The sequence below is a fragment of the Pararobbsia alpina genome (assembly GCF_965118125.1).
Taxonomy (GTDB): Bacteria; Pseudomonadota; Gammaproteobacteria; order Burkholderiales; family Burkholderiaceae; genus Pararobbsia; species Pararobbsia alpina_A.
The window spans coordinates 595,156-613,538 of record NZ_OZ221288.1 but is presented as its reverse complement, the minus strand read 5'-3'; the positions used below and the strand labels follow the sequence as shown (position 1 = coordinate 613,538).

16 protein-coding genes are annotated in these 18,383 nt (G+C 62.6%); 2 read left to right on the top strand and 14 right to left on the bottom strand.

All coding sequences use genetic code 11. From position 1 onward, the window contains the following. Positions 1–2 precede the first annotated feature (2 nt). From madL to mdcA, 6 genes are all read right to left on the bottom strand, one after another. The gene (gene madL / locus ACMFWR_RS21110; protein WP_413196639.1) at positions 3–401 is read right to left on the bottom strand and encodes a malonate transporter subunit MadL; all 399 of its coding nucleotides are present in this window, start codon (positions 399–401) and stop codon (positions 3–5) included. Positions 402–576: 175 nt separating this feature from the next. Beyond that, positions 577–1,398, bottom strand: coding sequence for a biotin-independent malonate decarboxylase subunit gamma (gene mdcE / locus ACMFWR_RS21105; RefSeq protein ID WP_413196638.1), 822 nt, complete (start codon positions 1,396–1,398; stop codon positions 577–579). Next, positions 1,395–2,246: a biotin-independent malonate decarboxylase subunit beta gene (locus ACMFWR_RS21100; protein WP_413196637.1), complete on the bottom strand. Its 852-nt coding sequence runs from the start codon at positions 2,244–2,246 to the stop codon at positions 1,395–1,397. Before ACMFWR_RS21100 ends, mdcE begins: the two co-directional genes overlap by 4 nt. A gap of 22 nt (positions 2,247–2,268) precedes the next feature. Continuing rightward, on the bottom strand, positions 2,269–2,574 hold the full coding sequence (locus ACMFWR_RS21095) for a malonate decarboxylase subunit delta (protein ID WP_413196636.1): 306 nt from the start codon (positions 2,572–2,574) through the stop codon (positions 2,269–2,271). Beyond that, a complete protein-coding gene (locus ACMFWR_RS21090) occupies positions 2,574–3,491 on the bottom strand; it encodes a triphosphoribosyl-dephospho-CoA synthase (protein ID WP_413196635.1) in 918 nt (305 codons plus the stop codon). The genes ACMFWR_RS21095 and ACMFWR_RS21090 overlap by 1 nt, the downstream gene beginning before the upstream one ends. A gap of 110 nt (positions 3,492–3,601) precedes the next feature. Next, positions 3,602–5,257: a malonate decarboxylase subunit alpha gene (gene mdcA / locus ACMFWR_RS21085; protein ID WP_413197311.1), complete on the bottom strand. Its 1,656-nt coding sequence runs from the start codon at positions 5,255–5,257 to the stop codon at positions 3,602–3,604. Between the two features lie 390 nt (positions 5,258–5,647). On the opposite strand from mdcA, the gene ACMFWR_RS21080 reads away from it, so the two are divergent. Then, positions 5,648–5,866 (top strand): hypothetical protein, encoded by a 219-nt coding sequence (locus ACMFWR_RS21080; protein WP_413196634.1) that lies wholly within the window; start codon positions 5,648–5,650, stop codon positions 5,864–5,866. Positions 5,867–5,907: 41 nt separating this feature from the next. Further along, a complete protein-coding gene (locus tag ACMFWR_RS21075) occupies positions 5,908–6,282 on the top strand; it encodes a nucleotidyltransferase family protein (RefSeq protein WP_413196633.1) in 375 nt (124 codons plus the stop codon). Positions 6,283–6,302: 20 nt separating this feature from the next. Here ACMFWR_RS21075 and hutC read toward each other — a convergent pair whose 3' ends face one another. The 8 genes from hutC to ACMFWR_RS21035 form a co-directional block, all read right to left on the bottom strand. After that, positions 6,303–7,025 (bottom strand): histidine utilization repressor, encoded by a 723-nt coding sequence (hutC, locus tag ACMFWR_RS21070; protein WP_413196632.1) that lies wholly within the window; start codon positions 7,023–7,025, stop codon positions 6,303–6,305. After that, on the bottom strand, positions 7,012–8,274 hold the full coding sequence (locus tag ACMFWR_RS21065; RefSeq protein ID WP_413196631.1) for an alpha-hydroxy acid oxidase: 1,263 nt from the start codon (positions 8,272–8,274) through the stop codon (positions 7,012–7,014). The genes hutC and ACMFWR_RS21065 overlap by 14 nt, the downstream gene beginning before the upstream one ends. Positions 8,275–8,309: 35 nt before the next feature. Then, the gene (gene hutH, locus ACMFWR_RS21060) at positions 8,310–9,854 is read right to left on the bottom strand and encodes a histidine ammonia-lyase (RefSeq protein ID WP_413196630.1); all 1,545 of its coding nucleotides are present in this window, start codon (positions 9,852–9,854) and stop codon (positions 8,310–8,312) included. Positions 9,855–10,103: 249 nt separating this feature from the next. Next, positions 10,104–11,039 carry a 2-dehydropantoate 2-reductase gene (gene panE / locus ACMFWR_RS21055; protein WP_413196629.1) on the bottom strand — a complete coding sequence of 312 codons (936 nt, stop codon included), beginning with the start codon at positions 11,037–11,039 and terminating at the stop codon, positions 10,104–10,106. Between the two features lie 154 nt (positions 11,040–11,193). Further along, a complete protein-coding gene (locus ACMFWR_RS21050; protein ID WP_413196628.1) occupies positions 11,194–11,820 on the bottom strand; it encodes a LysE family translocator in 627 nt (208 codons plus the stop codon). 282 nt (positions 11,821–12,102) lie between these two features. Further along, positions 12,103–13,584, bottom strand: a complete 1,482-nt coding sequence (locus ACMFWR_RS21045) for an efflux transporter outer membrane subunit (protein ID WP_413197310.1) — start codon at positions 13,582–13,584, stop codon at positions 12,103–12,105. A 28-nt stretch (positions 13,585–13,612) separates the two neighbouring features. Continuing rightward, a complete protein-coding gene (locus ACMFWR_RS21040; RefSeq protein WP_413196627.1) occupies positions 13,613–14,788 on the bottom strand; it encodes an efflux RND transporter periplasmic adaptor subunit in 1,176 nt (391 codons plus the stop codon). After that, positions 14,778–17,999 (bottom strand): efflux RND transporter permease subunit, encoded by a 3,222-nt coding sequence (locus ACMFWR_RS21035; RefSeq protein WP_413196626.1) that lies wholly within the window; start codon positions 17,997–17,999, stop codon positions 14,778–14,780. The genes ACMFWR_RS21040 and ACMFWR_RS21035 overlap by 11 nt, the downstream gene beginning before the upstream one ends. Positions 18,000–18,383 lie beyond the last annotated feature (384 nt).

The following is an 18,383-nucleotide window of genomic DNA, read 5'->3' as shown; positions in this document are numbered from 1 at the left end:
CGTCAGGCGTCGGCCAGACGTTCGGTGCCGGCTTCAAATGAAGTGTTGTCACGTCCGGTACGCACCAGCACGGCGATGCAAACGGCACAGACAGCAGCGGCGATGATGGCCGAGAGGATGGCGACGGGGCCGCCCTTGATGGCCGCCACGACGTTCTGGTTGGCCGCCATGGCAACCACCACGGGGATATACATCGCGCCCCAGAACCCCACGCCCGCTTCTGTTTCCTTGGGCATCAGGTCGCGCTTCTGCAGGAAAATCTTCAACACGATCAGCAGCAACATGGCGATACCGACACCGCCGACGTTGGTCTTCGCTCCGATGGCGATGCCCAGCAATTCACCGAGCAGCAGGCCCATCAAATGGCAGAACGCGAGTAAAGCAGTCCCGTAGATGATCATGGTTGTCTCCAATAAAGTTCATCTAGTTATCAAAACGGCGGCGGGCGCTGCCGTCTTTAATCGTATCCACCGCGGAAACGGTTTCCGCGGCAATTCGAATGTCATGCGCAGACCGTCAGGGTCTTTGCCATTGTCGAGGGTCTGCGTCTCAGCCGGATCCAATCTCTCCCTTCGTTCAGGCGCGGTGCCATTCGGCGCGCAGTCTTTCACGCACTTCGCGCGACGCGGAACGATGCGCGCCGTTCAGCCGATTTTCGATGCCGCGTGACGGATCCTTGCGGATATCGTCGAGCGCATCGGCAAGCGTGCGTTCGACGATGTCCTGGTCTGCCTGCGACGGAGCGTCAGGCGCGCCGACATCGAGCAGTTTCCAGAGCAGGCCGAGCGACGCGAAACTCTGAATGTCGTAGGCCATCGGCGGCACATTGGCCGCGAACGCTTCGAGTGCGGCGACCGTGCGCATCGTGACGCGTGCGGCCGACTCCTTGCCCATCGCATGTACAAGCACCTGCGGGTCGGCGAGCGCAATGACCCGGTTGGCCTGATACCCGTGGGCAAGGAACGCCCCCGACATGGCCTTGCCGACGATCAGCGAGATCACCGGATGGCCTTCGAGTCGCGCCGTCGCATAGGCATCGGCCGACGCGGCGAGTGCCTGGTGGATGCCATAGGCTTCCTCGTTGCGACCGTATGCCTGACTCGTGACGTCGACGATCGCGACGATCGGGCGCTTGACGGGTTTGTCGGCATCCGCTTCGACAACCTGGCGGACCGCGCGCGCAAGCTGCCAGCCTTCGATCAAGCCGACCTCGCCGCTGCGTGCACGCGGAAACGGATTGTCGGGATCGGGCACCACCGCGATATAGCGTGCGGGTTCACCGGCGAGCGTCGAGTCGACGACGCGGACCGATGCCACAAAACCCGGCACGAGCGGTGCACTACGCGTCAGTGCATCGAGCCACACGGCGCCGCGCTTCGAGAGAATGGGTTGATTCATGATTCGAACCCCTTGCCATAGATGGTTTCCACCTGTGCCGCCGTCGCCGGGCGACTCGCGTGCACTTCGCTCAGGCGATCAAGAAAGCCGTCGACCTGCTCGCTGCGGCAGTGCGTGGGGCGTCCTTTTCGGAAGGTCTCGACGACTTTTTCGCGGATTTCCTTGACGTCATCGTCAACGAACACGTCGGCGAGATGCGTGGCAGCCCGTTGAATGCCACCCGTCAGACCCCAGATCAGCGCGCGATCGCGCGAATCGAACTCAGCGACGCCCGCTTCCTGTTCGATGACCTGCGGGCCATTGAGGCTCAGGCGCGCCTCGCGCGTGATGATCAGATAACTGCATACGCCGGCGGCAATCGACATGCCGCCATAGCATCCGATCGGACCCGCGGTGATGCCGATCACGGGTTGATAGCGGCGCAAGTCGACGATGGCCGCCTGAATCTCGGCGATCGCCGCAAGGCCGAGGTTGGCCTCCTGCAAACGCACGCCACCCGTTTCGAACAGGATGACTGCGCGTGTCGGAATGCCGTTGCGGTTGTCTTCAGCGGCGAGTTCGAGGCTGCCTGCGATCTTCGCCGCGGAGACTTCGCCCATGCTGCCGCCCTGGAAGGCACCGTCGATGCCGAGCACGACGGCCGGCTGACCGTCGATCGTGCCTTTGGCGACGACGACGCCGTCGTCGGCCTGCGTGACGATGCCCTGACGCTTGAGCCAGGGCGACGTCACGCGCTCGAACGGATCGATGAGTTCGCGAAACGTGCCTTTGTCGAGGAGCCTGATCGCGCGCGCACGCGCGCTCATTTCGATAAAGCTCTCGCGTTCAAGAAGGACTTGGGTATCCATGATCGTGTCCTTATGGGGGGCTTTAAGCGTGACCTTGTTCGAGCGCTTCGAACGCCTGCAGGATGCGCATCTGCACGACCCCCGGCGTGGCCCCGAAATCATTGATCTCGAGTTTGACGGCTGGCCGCGAGCCATCGGCAAGCATGCGTTCGAGCACGGCCTTCCACAGATGGCCCATGCCGTCGACCGACGTCGTGACATTGACGTTCGTGCGTCCATCGGCGCTCGCTTCGACGAGCACCTCGAGATCGCCCGAGGCGACCACGCCTGCGAGGGCGCGGCCCTTGACCGCGCGAGCGGCCGGAAAATCGAGTGCAAGGGTTTCCATTAGTGCTTCTCCGAGAATGCGTGTTCGGCGTGCAGCGTGTCGAGACCGTCGAGGAACAACGTCGCGGCCAGCAGATCGGCCGCGCCGCCCGGTGATACGTTCAGCTCAAGCAGACGCCGGTCGAGTGACTTAAGCGCCCGACGGCCTTCGAGCGAGCCCGCGCCGCCGAGCTCGAGCGTCTGGCGCGCGCCGTCCTGCAATTCGCGCAAAGCATCGATGCCGCCGCGTGCGAGCACGCAGGTGTCGTCGAGGCTCGCCATGATCGCGAGCAGCGCATTGAGGCGTGCCGCGGTTTCGGTTTCGCCGGCGTCACGCGAGCGACGCAGCTCGGGCAGGGCGATGCCAGTGATGTGCGGAAACGCGGCCTGAGCCTGACCCCGTGCGCCGCCGACTTGATATTCGCGGCAGGCTTGCTCACCCTTGTTGCCGGTTGCGGCAGGTGCGTGGCTGTCTTGCAGACGGGCGAGTGCACCCGCGCGTGCCGCAACGTGCCCGGCCGAGAGATGGTCGAGATCCTGCGCCGCGGCTGTGACGAGCAGGCCCATCGCCCAGATTGCGCCGCGGTGGGTGTTGACGCCCTCCGTCGCCTCGAACATCACGGCTTCGGCTTCACGTCCGATCGCACCGATCGATTCGCGCAGCGCCTGATCGTCGAGGACCGACAGACCGGCCCGCGCCATCGCGACGAACGCGGGCTGCAGCGCAACGGCCGAGGTACACATCAGCGCCCAGCCCAGATCCGTGTGCGCACCCTTGCCGCGAATATCGACGAGGCCTGGCTTGGGCGTCAGCGTGACTTCATCGATCAGCGAAGCGACGACGCGTTCGCCGAGGTGCTTCGCCACGACAGTGTCCCGCGCCGGCGTGCTTTGCGCGAAGACGCGTCGCGACGGCACATCGTGGGACGCGAACGGCATGTCGTGCTGCGTGCGACGATCGGTAGCGCCTTCGGTGCAGTCGCTGTTCGTCCCGGCTTCAGACGACTCAGTGCACGATGTGCAACCGCTACGGTTACGGAAATCCGTCATCACCAGCTCCTGAAACGTGCGGGCGGTTCGTACAGACCATCGGACCACGCGACGAGTTCGGCCATGCTTTTCGCGGCGAGCAGCGAACGGTCCGCTTCGGTCGGGTGAATGCCAAGATCTTCGGGCAATGCGACGAGACCGTCGCGGCGCAATTGCGCACGTTCTTCGGCCGTGCTGCGCAGGCCGATCGGCGTGACGCCTGCGACTGCCGCGATCATCTTCTTGCGCTCTTCGAGCGAGCGCGCCTTGTACAGATACGCGATGCCTTCTTCAGTCAGCACGTGCGTGACGTCGTCACCGTAGATCATCACGGGGGCGAGCGGCATGCCCGCGGTCTTGCCGACCTCGACGGCATCGAGCGATTCAACGATCGTCGGCTGCGTACCCGACTGGAACGTCTCGACCATCTGGACGACGAGCTTGCGACCGCGCTCGAGCGGGTCGTCTGTCTGCAGCAGATCGAGCCAGGCCGGCGTCGCATGGCGGCGTCCGTGAGGATCGTGGCCCATGTTCGGTGCGCCGCCAAAGCCGGTCAGGCGCCCGTGCGTGACGGTCGACGAATTGCCGAGGCCATCCATCTGCAGCGTCGAGCCGATAAACATGTCGACGGCGTACTGGCCTGCCAGCTGGCACAACGCACGGTTCGAACGCATTGAACCGTCACGGCCCGTGAAGAACACATCGGGGCGCGCAGCCACGTACTTTTCCATGCCGAGCTCGCCGCCGAAGCTGTGCACGCTCTCGACCCAGCCCGATTCGATCGCGGGGATCAAGGTCGGATGCGGGTTCAGCGTCCAGTTTTTGCAGATCTTGCCCTTGAGGCCGAGCTTCTCGCCATAGGTAGGCAGGATCAGTTCGATCGCCGCCGTATTAAAGCCGATACCGTGGTTCAGTGACTGGACGCTGTGCTTTTCGTAGACGCCGCGAATCGCAAGCATCGCCATCAGCACATGAATGGGCTTGATCAGCCGCGGGTCGCGTGTGAACAGCGGCTCGATAAAGAACGGCTTGTCCGACTGTACGACGAAGTCGATCCACGAGCCCGGAACGTCGACGCGGGGCAGGTCTTTCGGATCGTCGACGATCTCGTTCACCTGAGCGATGACGATGCCATCACGGAACGCGGCCGCTTCGACGAGCGCGGGCGTGTCTTCCGTGCTGGGCCCGGTGTAGAGGTTGCCCTGACGGTCGGCTTTGTAGCCGGCGACGAGCACCATGTTCGGCGTCAGGTCGACATAGAGCCGGGCGTAAAGCTCGATATAGGTGTGGATCGCGCCGATCTCGAGGCTGCCGTCGGCGAGGAACTGCGAAATGCGCAGGCTCTGTGCGCCGGCAAAGGCGAAGTCGAGCTTGTGGGCGATACCGCGTTCGAACAGATCCAGGTGCTCGGCACGGCTGACCGCCGGGATGATCATATGCAGGTTGTTCACGCGTGCCGGATCGACCTTGGCGAGCTCGCGCGACAGAAAGTCAGCCTGCTTCTGATTGTTACCTTCGAGCGCGACCTTGTCGCCCGGGGTCAGCAGCTTCTCGAACACTTCGACCATGCGCTCGGTCGGAATGACGGCGCCGTCAGTAATGCCGGCGACACTCGCCAGGCGCCGTGCTTTCTCCGCGCGACGCGTGGCCCATCGGTTAGACGGAAGGGATTGCATCTCCATGGTGGCCTCGTGCTGAAATCGTGAAGCCAGTCTAGGTAGCCTTGAACAGGCGTTCAATGCCGCCCGTTGCCGATTCGTTAGCCGAACAGTAATGATTGGTGCGGTGCGGAAGCGGCGATGTAGCAGGCGTTTGCCGCCGCATCCCGCTGCATCCAGGGGCGGAATTGCTGTATCGAGGCGTCGACGTGTACTTTTTGCCAATCGAATGTCGAATCGGGTGGCACTCCATGAGTGCATAAGAAAAAACCTGACCCGCGCGGGTTGCTGCGGCCAATGATTTTCTCGGAAGCGGTGATTTCGATGTGAATCCGTATTGCTCGGGCGAAAAGGAACACGTCTTGCGTTCGAGACACTGGCTTCAGGCCACTCATAGGAGAGATAGACATGTCATCGCACAAACACGCATCCAGTGCTTCGGGCAAAGTTCGCGCGTCGGTTCACACGGCCGAACACGCCGGCAGCTACCTGTGGGCGATCACGCTGCTCGATACTCAGGAAAACGACGTCCGTCGCGTCTTGCTGTCGGACGACAGCTTTGCCACATCCGCTGCCGCTCGCGACGCGGGTGAAGCGGCTTTGAAGGGGATGTCGCAGGATCACTAAGTTGGCGAAGGCGTGCTGCCAATGTCTGGAGCCTGGGGCATTTGCTTGACCACATTGCCCTTTGCACGCACATTGGCGGCTGTTCGATATGTGATCCAGTCAAAAAGGCTGGCGATTCAACAGCCGTGAAGCCATCCATCGCCGTTCAGATTCACCGGGAAGATATCCGACGCATCGTCGAGATTCATCGTGCAACAAACGTTCGAGTGTTTGGCTCAGTTGCCCGCGGCACCGACACTGAGACGAGCGACTGGGACCTGCTTGTCGACCCGACTCCGGAAACTACATTGCTCGATCTCGGCGCTATTCGCCATGAGCTTCGCGGCTTGCTCAATGTGAAGGTCGACGTAGTGACGCCGAAAGCCCTGCCTGAAAAAGTTCGAGTCGTTGTATTGGCCGAGGCCGTCCCAGTCTGATCTACGGCCGGCATCATCGCCTATAGCTTCCTGCGACTACCGAGGCTGAAGCGGGATCCGGGGCAGGTCAGCAATGTCTTTGTTGCCGGGGCCGAGTCGATCCACGTACGGCGGACGACGAGCAGGCAGGGCTCGCGTTCGTCGATTTCGAGCAGACGCTGCGTTTCGACATCGGGCGTCACGGCAAACACGAGATGCTCGAGTTCGGTGGCCGGGTGAATCGCCCGCAGATAGTGCGTGGTCGTCTGGGTGCTGAAATCCTGTTCCAGGTAGTCCGGCGCGAATGAAGGCGTCACATACCGGTCTTCGAGCTGGATCGGCATATCGTTTTCGTAATGCACGACCAGCGACCGGAAAATCTTTGTGCCCGGGCGCAGATCGAAAGTGGTTGCCATATCGAGGCTCGCTCGAACGGCTTCAAGCTTGACGACCTTCGCATGGTGACGATGCCCGCGCGAATGAATGTCTTCAGCAATGTCGCGAATCTCGAGCAGCTCTGTGCTTGGCACAGGCGTCGAGATAAATGTGCCGACGCCTTGTACACGCCGCAAAATTCCCTGAGCCGATAGCTCGCGCAGCGCGCGATGCACGGTCATGCGCGATACGCCAAGTTCATTGACGAGTTCCTGCTCGGTCGGCAGACGCGTGCCCGACGACCATTCCCCGCGTTCCATGCGGTCGGTGATGTATCGCTTGACCTGGTCGTAGAGCGGGACAGGCTTGTCTTTGTTATTCAGAAGCATGTGTGGCGGCCCGCTGGCGATACGTTGGAGTGCCGTACGCATCGGCACGTGGCGACGATTCGCCGAGGCGCCCATACGGGGCCGGACGAAGATACTTTGCTGACAGCGCTGATACCGAAGGGCAGCCGAGGTGACCCAACGTGCGGTCGACTTCGCTTGCGAGAATCGTCAGCGCATGTGCGGCGCCTTCAAACCCGCCGGCGGCGACGCCATACAGGGTCGCGCGGCCGAGCATCACCGCATCGGCGCCAAGACACAGTGCCTTGACGATATCCGTGCCGCGCCGGAAGCCCCCATCGATCAGGATCGTGAGCCGGTTGCGGCAGGCATCGGCGATCTCGGGCAGGACCTCAAGCGACGTCACGGTCGAGTCGAGCTGCCGCCCGCCGTGATTGGTCACCACGATGCCGTCGGCGCCGACGCGAATCGCTTCACGCGCGTCGTCGACGTTCAGAATGCCCTTGATGACGAGCTTGCCTTGCCATTGTTCGCGCACCCAGCGGACCGAGTCCCAGTCGAGCGCCGTCTCCATTTGCTTGGCGATATAGACAGCGCCGTTCGATGCGCGTCGTTCGCCCTCGGGCAGATAGCGAGCGATGTTTGCGAAGGCGGGAACGCCGTTGGGGATCAGGACGTTCGCGACCCATCGCGGATGCGCAAGCACGTCGAGCTTGTTGCGCAAGTTCAGCTGCATCTCGCGCACGTAACTGCGCCGGTCCCATTCGCGATTGCCGTAGTAGACCGCGTCGACGGTCAGTACGAGGGTGTCGCAGCCTGCATCGCGCGCACGATCGAGCAGGTTTCGCGTGACCGCGCGTTCGCGCAGCATGTAGAGCTGCATCCAAGTGCGAGCCTGCCCACCGGCGACGACATCCTCGATCGTGCAGTTCGATACAGTGCTCAACGTGAACGGGATGCCGCTTTGGGCCGCCGCGCGCGCAAGCGAAATATCGGCGTCGCGACGCTGCATGCCGTTGTAGCCCGTGGGAGCGATCACGAACGGGAAGGCGGCTTTGCGGCCGAGCAGCGTGGCGGACGTATCGCGCTGCGTCACATCGACGAGCGCGGACGGGACGAGCCTCCATGCATCGAAGATGTCGCGATTCGCGCGCAGCGTTGCTTCGTCTTCGGCGCCACTATCGACGTACTCGAACACAAAGTTGGGCAACCAGCGCTTCGCAACAAGCCGAAGCTCTTCGATATTGCGTGTGCGCCGGAAGTCCCGGCCTGTGTAGAGCGAGCGTTTCATCGTCGCGTGTCCTCGGCGCAGCGGTCAGTGATGACTCAGACTGTATGGCTCGGCAAGATGCCTTGATGCGCTGCCGGCAGCGTCGCCTCATGCACCCAGCGCTTGATCGCAGCGATATCCGGTGCGAAATAGCGGTCCGACTCGTAGAACGGAACGCGGGCGCGGATATCGTCATGGATGCGTTCGATCGGGTCGCTCGAGCGCAGCGGGCGGCGGAAATCCACGCCCTGAGCCGCGGACAACGCTTCAACGGCGACAACACCGGCCGTGTTGTCGAGCATATCGCCGAGCCGGCGACCCGCGAACGTGGCCATCGACACGTGATCTTCCTGGTTCGCCGACGTCGGCAGACTGTCGACGCTGGCCGGATGCGCGAGCGTCTTGTTCTCCGATGCCAATGCCGCCGCCGTGACCTGCGCGATCATGAAGCCGGAGTTCAGGCCGCCATCGCTGACGAGGAAGGGCGGCAGACCGCTCAGGTGCGAATCGAGCAGCAGGGCGATACGACGCTCCGAAATGGCGCCGATTTCCGAAATCGCGACCGCAAGCGCGTCCGAGGCGAAAGCGACCGGTTCGGCGTGGAAATTGCCGCCCGACAGCACTTCGCCTTCCTCGGCGAACACGAGCGGATTGTCCGACGCGGCGTTCGATTCGATCTGCAGCACGCGTGCGGCGTAGCGCATCTGGTCGAGCACGGCGCCCATCACCTGGGGCTGGCAGCGAATCGAGTAGGGATCCTGCACGCGGCCGCAATCCTTGTGCGAAGCGAGAATCGCGCTTCCCGAGATCAGTGAGAGATAGACGTTGGCGACATCGATCTGGCCTTGCTGGCCGCGCGCGCGATGGATCCGCGCATCGAACGGCACGGCTGAACCCATGATCGCTTCGGTCGACAGTGCGCCAGCCATGACGGCGGCGCTGAACACGTGCTCCGCGCCAAACAGGCCGGCGAGACCCAGGGCCGTCGACACCTGCGTGCCGTTGAGCAAGGCCAGACCTTCCTTGGGGCCGAGGGCGAACGTCTTGAGGCCGGCGCGTTCGAGGCCGGTCGTCGCCGGCACGATTTGTCCGTCGATCCGGACTTCGCCGACGCCAAGCAAAGTGCAGGCGAGGTGGGCGAGCGGTGCGAGGTCGCCCGACGCGCCGACCGATCCCTTGGACGGGATGCACGGATAGACGCCGGCATTGGCCAGTCGCGTGATGGCTTCGATTACTTCGACGCGAATACCCGAATAGCCGCGTGCGAGGCTGATGGCTTTGAGCGCCATGACCACGCGGACGACATCGTCCGAGAGCAGGGCGCCTGTGCCGACGCTGTGCGACAGCACGAGGTTTTGCTGAAGCTGTGCCAGCTTGTCCGCCGGAATCGTCGTCGATGCCAGTCGTCCGAAGCCTGTGTTGATTCCGTAGACCGTCTCGCCACGCGACATGACGGCATCGACCACGCTCTGCGATGCAGCGGCTTCGGACAACGCGCCGGGGGCGATCTCGAATGTCACCCCGCCCTCAAGGATGCGGCGTAACTGGTCGAGCGTAACGCTGCCGGGTTCGAGGGTCAGGTGCGAGGTGGAAGCATTCATTGCAGATCCCGGGTCGTGACAAAGTTGGGTTGTCGAGATTGTACATACAAAGTCGCAATCATCAACCCGGGATTGTTTGGGAGAACTTGACGTTAAAGTAACGTCTCAGGTTATTGTCGATAATAAATACTGATTACAATCAATGAGATGTTTGATTAACTTAAAGTATTGAATGATGATTGATGTGCGCAACGGAACCGCGATACAAATATGTGATTTGTATGTATATGTGGCTGTAGTAGCGTCGGTTCAGACCAGTTCGCGCGAGCGGCGCGCTTCGTAACTGGCAAGATGCGCCTGAACGACGCGCAGCATCGTCAATCGCTTGCCGGAGTCGGCGGCGGGCGCTCTCGCGAGCAGATCGCCGATTAATTGATCCGCTTCGATACGTGCGCCGCGCTCGATATCCTTGGCCATCGAAGCGCTGATCGGCGACGCGGGCTGGGTCAGGATGGCGTGAGAGCGTTCAAGCGCGGCGGCGCGCGGCTCGAATCCATTGGCTGTCGCGACGGCTGCACATTCGTCGAGCAGTTGTAAAGCGAGGTCGCCGGCGCCAGCGGCGATATAGTCGCCGACCGTGCTGCGCATCAGGCTCGTGATGCCCGCCGCGGTCGCGATAAAGACCCACTTCTCCCACATCTCGTGAACGATGTGGGACGTCGCCTTGCCCGTGAAATGCGCGGTCGAAAAGGCGGCTTCGATCGCGTCGATGCGCGGCGAGCGCGAACCGTCGAGTTCGCCGTACGACAGGCCGTGCAAATCGTTGAGATGAAGCACGGTGCCCGCATCGTCGAGCGTGGCCGAGATCATGCACAAGCCACCCAGGACGTGTTGCGCGCCGAATCGTGCTTTGAGCCGATCGATATGGGCCATGCCGTTCAGCAACGGCAGGATGACGGTGTCGGGGCCGACGGCCGCAGCGAAGGATTCCATCGTCGAATCGAGGTCGTAGGCCTTGCAACCCACGATTACGACATCGAACGGCGCTTCAATCTGCGCGCTGAGCAGATGCGGTGGCGACGGAATGTGGAGGTCGCCGAGCGGACTGCGGATGCGAAGGCCTGTTTCGGCAAGTTGCGCAGCGCGCCGTTCGCGAAGCAGGAACGTGACGTCCTGGCCCGCATCGAGCAGTCGCCCACCGAAGTAACCACCGAGCGCGCCCGCGCCCACTACGAGAAATCGCATCACCGTCCTTCCTCCATGGATTGAGTGCCAGGCTTCGATCAGTCGATCTGCCTGGGATTCGTGTAGGCGTTGCCTGAGCTGCGATCAGCTCGCGCTCAGACCTCGATGAGGTTCTGTTCGGGACTCGGCAAGGACGCGGTCCGGATCCATCCGCTTAGCGCGCGATGATCAGCCGCAAACCGAGCGCCACGAAGACAGTACCGGCCACGCGGTCGAGCCACGCACTCGCACGCTCACTTTTCTGAAGCCACTGGCCGATATGTCCCGAGAAATAGCCGAGCAGGCCGAACAGCACGGCGGCTTGCGCGGTGAACGTCACGCCGAGCGCGGCCGTCTGCCATGCGACGTGCCCATGTGCAGGCACGACGAACTGCGGCAGGAACGACAGAAAGAACAGCACGACCTTCGGATTGATTGCATTGGCGAACAAGCCCTTGGCGAACAGCCGCATCAATGACTGATCCGGGCCTTCGACCGCCTTGGCGCGCGATCCGCCGCGGCTGCGAAGCGCCTGAATGCCAAGCCAGATCAAATAGAGTCCGCCCATCACTTTGAGCGCGGTGAAAGCGATCGGCGACGCCGCGATCAGGGCACTGACGCCGAGCGTGGCGAGCAGCGTATGCGAAAGACAGCCGAGCGCGCATCCGAGGCCAAACACCATGCCCTGCCTGCGCCCGCGCGACATGCCCATGCCGAGCACCATCAGGTTGTCGGGGCCGGGCGAGAGGGTGATCAGCACGGCAGCGGCGAGAAAGCCGAAGAATTGTTCAGGCGTCAGCATGGCGAGCAAAGCATTGAGCTATCGGGAGTGCCGATCATAGCCCAGGTATCCGCGGGGTATTTCAACCGCCGGCCGGGCAGCCCGTGAATCAAGACGAAACGGCATGATATTGATCACGTTGCGCATCTGGATCGAGGGGGGCCTGACAGTGAGGCTTCAACATCGGGGTACCTGCATCGAAGCATTTACTTGAATGCACCGGTCTCACGGTTACGCCAGCGGTCTGGGCGTCGCGCTCACGCCGGTCTTCCTGGCGGACATCGGCGCGACCCCCAAACTCTCTTACTGAACCTGCTTCCCCGCAGCTTTCCCTGCATCGTTGGACACGAGCGTCGGCATGGCCTCGGTGTTTTGCAGATCATCCGTCGACCAACCGCCGCCAAGCGCACGCACGAGCTGGACGTTCGCGCTGAGCTGGCGAGTCTGGATATCCACGACGCTGCGTTGCGAATCGAGCAGGGCCGTCTGTGCCTGCACGACGTCGAGGTAGCCGACCGCGCCTTCCTTATAGCGGTTCAAAGCCAGATCGACCGAGTTCTGTGCAGCATCGGCCGCATCACGCTGTTGCTCGAGCGCCGTGCCGAGATCGTTGATCAACGTCAGGTTGTCCTCGACTTGCTGAAACGCGCCGAGCACGACGCCACGATACTTCGCGCCTGCTTCGTCGGTGGCTGCCTTCGCCGAATCGAGCTGGGCACGCCGCAGGCCGCCATCAAAGATGTACTGCGCGATATTCGGCCCGATCGCCCAGAACGTATTGGGCGAACTCAGCAATCCCGCGTAAAAGGCGCTCTGGAAGCCGCCTTGCGCGCTCAGCACAATCTTCGGAAAGTACGCCGCGCGCGCAACACCGATCTTTTCGTTGGCTTCGGCGACACGGCGCTCAGCCGCGGCGATGTCGGGACGCCGCTGCAGCAGCGTCGACGGCACGCCGGCCGGGATCACCGGCAGGCCGATCAACGCCGTGTTTTCAGTCATCGAAAACTCAGACGCCGAGGTCCCGACGAGCACCGCGATCGCATGCTCGACGAGCGCGCGCTGGGCGAGGTTCTGCGAGAGGTCGGACTTTGCCGACGACAACTGCGTCTTGGCGCGCGAGACATCGAGCCCTGACACAATGCCGCCGCCATGCAGCTGCTGCGTCAGGTCAAGGGCCTTCGCAAAGGCGTCCACCGTCTGGCGCAGCACCTGCGTTTGCTGGTCGAACCCGCGAAGACGCATATAGTCATCGGCGAGTTGCACCTCGAGGCTCAGCTGGACCGACGCGAGATCGGCCTTGGTGGCCATCGCCTCGTCCTTGCTGGCAGCCACGGAATCGCGAACGCGACCCCAGAGGTCGACTTCGTAATCGACCTCACCGCCGAGCGTGACGGTGTTGTACTGGTCGGGGCCACCGACGCGCAACGGACGCGTCCCGGATTGGCGGTCACGCTGCGGATTGAACGACGCACTCAGCGACGGATACTCGGCCGCCGACGTCTGACGTACGAAGGCCAGTGCCTGCGCGTAGTGCGAGAGCGCAGCGGCGAGGTCCGTATTGTTGGCGATCAGGCGTTGCTCGAGATCGTCGAGCTGGGCGTCGTTGTAGATCTTCCACCAGCCGTCGCGACGCAACTGGTCGGCCGGCTGCGCGGCTGTCCACGGTCCGGTCGTCTTGTAGCTGGCGGCCACCGGTGTTTCGGGCACCTTGTAGTCCGGTGCCAGCGAGCAGGCCGCGAACGCGAGCGTCGCGACCAGCGCGGCGCCCGTTCGCGCGGACAGCATCGCGTAGCGTGAGCGATTCGATACCGGCTTAGCCATGCGCTTCTGCCTTCTTCGCGCCGTTCGCGATTTCGACCGCGTCGCCGTCGAGCAAACCGTCCGGCGGCGTATCGATCACGCGGTCGCTCGCGGTAATGCCGGAGCCGATCTCGACGGTGTCGCCAAAGTCGCGGCTGATCGTGACCTTCTTGAAGTGAACCTTGTTGTCTTCACCGAGCGTGGCGAGGGTGGTGCCGCGAGCGTCGAACACGAGCGCACTTGCCGGCACGCGCAGGGAGTCGGGTTGCACCGGCAGCGAAAAGATCACGTTGGCAAACGCACCGGGCAGCAGCTTGTTGCCCGGATTGTCGACCAGCAACTGAACAAGCGTGGTGCCTGAAGCGGCGTTGACGGCATCAGCCATCGCGATCACCTTGCCGCTGAACTTCTGGCTCGGGTATTCGGGCACCGTCAGGGTGGCCACGGTGCCGATGTGCACGGCCGGCGCGTAGTTCTGCGGCAGCTGAACGTAGACGCGCAACTGATGCACGTCGGACACGATAAACAGCTCCTGACCCGTACCGCCCGCATTGATCAGCGCGCCGACGTCGGTATCCCGTGCCGTCAGCACACCGTCGAACGGCGCCACGATGCGTGCGAAGCCCTTGGTCGCGACCAGTCGGTCGACGTTGGCCTGAGCCGCCTGCACGAGCGCGTTCTTCGAGTTGAGGTCACCCGTGCGTTCGTCGACTTCCTGCTTCGACACCGAGTCCGATCCGAGCATTGCCTGCCAGCGATGCGCCGTTGTCGCGGCGAGCTGAGCGTTGGCCAGGGAGCTTGCGAGGTCGGCACGCGCCTGCAGCAATTGCTGGTCGATTTCAGGCGTCTCGATCACGCCGAGCAACTGACCCGCTTTCACAGGGGAGCCGATGTCGACCGACCACGATTTCAGATAGCCATTGACGCGGGCATAGATCGGCGCGCGCGTGAAGGCTTCGATGCGGCCCGGCAGGTTTAGCGCCGGCGCCTTGGAATCGTGGATCGGCACGATGACGTTGACGCTCGGCACGGCCTGCGCATCGGTCCAGGTCCGCAGGTGTTTGGCGTCGACAGCACGCACGGCAATGCCTGCTGCAACGACCGCGAGCGCGACGATCACGCCCACGACGATCACCAGCTTGAGCCGGCCACGCGGGAGCGGAGGAGTAGTAAGCGAATCAGACGACATGAGCAGGACCTCGAGGAGCGGATGCCGGACCTTGATCGTTGGGACCGGATGCTTCACCCGGGGCAGGAGCGTGACCCGAGCGAGCGTGAACGATGCAGAAAATGACGGGGACGAGCAGCAGCGACGCCGTCGTCGAGAAGATCAGACCGCCGATCACGGCGCGGCCAAGCGGTGCGTTCTGTTCGCCGCCTTCGCCGAGGGCGAGCGCCATCGGTGCCATACCGATGATCATCGAGAGCGCCGTCATCAGCACGGGGCGGAAACGCGTATAACCGGCTTCGAGCGCTGCCTTCATGGCATCGCCGTGTTCGGCGAGACGCTCGCGGCAGAAGCTGACCACCAGAATCGAGTTGGCCGTCGCGACCCCCATACACATGATCGCGCCCGTCAAAGCCGGAACCGAGAGCGTCGTATGCGTGGCGAACAGCATCCAGATGATGCCCGCGAGCGCGGCGGGAAGTGCCGACACGATCACGAACGGATCGGCCCACGACTGGAAGTTCACGACGATCAGCAGATAGATCAGTACCACCGCGCCGAGCAGACCGAAGAGCATCCCGGCAAACGCGCTGTTCATCGTCTGAACCTGACCGAGGAGCGCGACGTTGGAACCCTTGGGCAGCGTGCTTGCGTGCGCGTTCACGATGCGCTGGATATCCGAGGCGACGGCGCCGAGATCGCGATCCTGCGTGGTCGCGAAGATCTCGACCATCGGCTGGATGTTGTACTGGCTCACGACGGCATTGCCCGATGTGCGCTGGATGTCGGCAAGACCGCCGAGAATCTGCGCGCTCGAGTTGGGGCCCGTGCCAAGCGGCATGTTCTGCAGTGCTGCGAGCGAATCGAGGCTGTACTGCGGCTGTTGCAGCACGATCGGGTAGGAGATCCCGTTCTTGTTGTTCAGCCAGTACGTCGGCTGCACCTGACTCGAGCCCGCCAGATTCACGACCATGGTGTTGGTCACGTCACGCTCGCTGATGCCGAGCAGTTGGGCGCGCGTGCGATCCACATTGACGTTGAACGTCGGATTGCCTTGCTCCTGCTGGATACGCGCGTCGACGACGCCAGGCACGCGGCGGATTTCACGCAGCAAGGTATCGGCGTAAGCGAAGTTCGCCACCAGGTTGTTGCCGCGGATCTGCAGGTCGACCGGCGCGGGCGAACCGAAGTTCAGGATCTGACTGATGATATCGGCCGGCGGAAACGAGAATGTGACACCCGGATAGAGGCGCGGGAGTTTCTCGCGCATCTCGCGTACATATTCGGCGGTCGGACGATGGTCTTCGCCGAGTGCGATCTGGATATCGCCGTCGAACGAGCCGATCGTGCCCGTGTTGTTATACGCCGTATTGATACCCGACACAGGCTGGCCGATGTTGTCGACGAGCGTGCGCAGATCGGCCGGCGGAATGATCTGGCGGATCGACGATTCGACGTTTGCAAAGATCTGCGAGGTCTTCTCGACGCGGGTGCCCGTCGGCACGCGCACGTGCATCAGGATCTGACCCGAGTCGACCGACGGGAAGAAGTTTCGGCCCAGGAACGGCACGAGCACGAACGAGATCACGACGAAGCCCAGGAAACAGCTCACAAACGGCTTGCGATGGTTGAGTGCCAGTTCGAGCACGCCGTGATAACCGCTGCGAACCTTTTCGAAGCGCGCTTCGAACCCGCGCTGGAAGCGGCCGAGCGGACCGGCCGGCTTGGCGTGGTGGTCTTCCTCGAGGTTGTGCTTCTTGAGCAGGTAGTTCGCCATCGTTGGCACGAGCGTGCGCGAGAGGATGAACGACGAGATCATCGCGAAGATCACGGCCTCGGCCATCGGCACGAACAGGAAGCGTGCGACGCCGTTCAAGAAGAACATCGGCACGAACACGATACAGATACAAAGCAGCGACACGAAGGCTGGCGTCACGATCTGCTGTGCGCCGTCGAGAATCGCGGTCTCGACCTCTTTGCCGTGCTCAAGGTGCCAGTTGATGTTCTCGATCGTCACGGTCGCATCGTCGACGAGAATCCCCACCGCGAGGGCGAGGCCCCCGAGCGTCATGATGTTCAGCGTCTCGCCAAGCGCGGCAAGGGTGGCAATCGAGCCGAGAATCGCGAGCGGGATCGACGTCGCGATGATCACCGTCGAGCGCCAGCTACCGAGGAACAGCAGAATCATCAGGCTCGTGAGCGCGGCCGCGATGATCCCTTCGCGCGCCACGCCGCTGATCGCGGCACGCACGAACAGCGACTGGTCACCGATCGGGTCGACCTGCAGCGCGTCGGGCAGCGACGACTTCGAATCGGCCACCTTCTGCTTGATGCCCGAGATGATGCCCAGCGTCGACACCGAGCCGTTCTTGAGTACGGACATCAGCACCGAACGCTTGCCGTTCACGTGGACGATATTGGTTTGCGGCGGTGCGCCATCGCGAACGTTAGCGACGTCGCGAATATAAACCGTCGTGCCGTTGACAGCCTTGATCGGCAGATCGCCAAGCGCCTTGATTTCGGACGGTGCGTTGTTGAGCTGCAGCACGTATTCGAAGTCGCCGATCTTCTGCGTGCCGACCGGCGTGATCAGGTTCTGCGTCGAGAGTGCATTCGCGACGTCCTGCGCCGAAAGCCCGCGCGCCTGCAATGCGGACGGATCGATATCGATCTGGACCTGACGCGTCTTGCCGCCGAACGGATAGGGAATGGCCGCGCCGGCCACGGTGGTCAGGAACGGACGCAGGCCGTTGAGGCCGATGTCGCCAAGATTCTGCTCGGACAGTCCCTTGCCGGACAGCGCGAGCTGAATGATCGGCACCGTCGATGCGTTGTAGTTCAGGATCAGCGGCGGCGTGGTCGACGGCGGCAGCTGCTTGAGCTGCGTTTGCGCGACTGCGGTGACCTGCGCATTGGCCGTACTGATATTGACGCCCGGCTGGAAGAAGATCTTGATGATGCCGAAGCCGTTGATCGATTCGGCCTCGATGTGCTCGACGTCATTGACGGTAGTCGTGAGCGTGCGCTCGAACGGCGAGGTGATACGACCGACCATCTGATCCGGCGGAAGACCCGTGTATTGCCAGACGACGCTGATCACCGGAATCCGGATATCGGGAAAAATATCGGTCGGTGTGCGCACTGCGGCAAGCGGCCCGATGATCAGGATGACGATCGCCAGGACCACAAAGGTGTATGGCCGACGCAGGGCGATTCGGACTAACGCGAGCATGAAAAGTCCAGTACGGGGTTGTTGACGTTAACGGCCAGCGGCAAAACGCGAGGCGCAAATTTACACAACCCGAGGGAATTGTGCTTGCCACGCTCACCGATCAGAAGGCATGGATACTAAACCAGTCATTTTTATCGCGTATACCCGTACGCCGGTAAATCACTCTTAATAGACGCTGAATAATCTCGTTAAACCCCTGTGCAAAGCGACGAGCGAAGGGCGGCGACACCGGATGAAACATTTTTTAGTCTCTTTACGACTTCGCCGACCCTCGTGCGAGCCGCGCCGAATATGGCGCGGCTGTCAGTAAAGAACCGTCATAGGGTCGGTCCGGCGCAGCTTAGTTTTTTTAGCCATGAGCTTATTCGCGCATTCTGAACGCGA

Coding starts and splice junctions, on each gene's coding strand:
- mdcA (WP_413197311.1), bottom strand. CDS start 5,257: ATGCAATCCCTTCCGTCTAACCGATGGGCCACGCGTCGCGCGGAGAAA.
- mdcE (WP_413196638.1), bottom strand. CDS start 1,398: ATGAATCAACCCATTCTCTCGAAGCGCGGCGCCGTGTGGCTCGATGCA.
- ACMFWR_RS21045 (WP_413197310.1), bottom strand. CDS start 13,584: ATGCTGTCCGCGCGAACGGGCGCCGCGCTGGTCGCGACGCTCGCGTTC.
- panE (WP_413196629.1), bottom strand. CDS start 11,039: ATGCGATTTCTCGTAGTGGGCGCGGGCGCGCTCGGTGGTTACTTCGGT.
- ACMFWR_RS21035 (WP_413196626.1), bottom strand. CDS start 17,999: ATGCTCGCGTTAGTCCGAATCGCCCTGCGTCGGCCATACACCTTTGTG.
- ACMFWR_RS21080 (WP_413196634.1), top strand. CDS start 5,648: ATGTCATCGCACAAACACGCATCCAGTGCTTCGGGCAAAGTTCGCGCG.
- hutC (WP_413196632.1), bottom strand. CDS start 7,025: ATGCTTCTGAATAACAAAGACAAGCCTGTCCCGCTCTACGACCAGGTC.
- ACMFWR_RS21065 (WP_413196631.1), bottom strand. CDS start 8,274: ATGAAACGCTCGCTCTACACAGGCCGGGACTTCCGGCGCACACGCAAT.
- ACMFWR_RS21050 (WP_413196628.1), bottom strand. CDS start 11,820: ATGCTGACGCCTGAACAATTCTTCGGCTTTCTCGCCGCTGCCGTGCTG.
- ACMFWR_RS21100 (WP_413196637.1), bottom strand. CDS start 2,246: ATGGATACCCAAGTCCTTCTTGAACGCGAGAGCTTTATCGAAATGAGC.
- ACMFWR_RS21090 (WP_413196635.1), bottom strand. CDS start 3,491: ATGCCGTTCGCGTCCCACGATGTGCCGTCGCGACGCGTCTTCGCGCAA.
- ACMFWR_RS21095 (WP_413196636.1), bottom strand. CDS start 2,574: ATGGAAACCCTTGCACTCGATTTTCCGGCCGCTCGCGCGGTCAAGGGC.
- madL (WP_413196639.1), bottom strand. CDS start 401: ATGATCATCTACGGGACTGCTTTACTCGCGTTCTGCCATTTGATGGGC.
- hutH (WP_413196630.1), bottom strand. CDS start 9,854: ATGAATGCTTCCACCTCGCACCTGACCCTCGAACCCGGCAGCGTTACG.
- ACMFWR_RS21040 (WP_413196627.1), bottom strand. CDS start 14,788: ATGTCGTCTGATTCGCTTACTACTCCTCCGCTCCCGCGTGGCCGGCTC.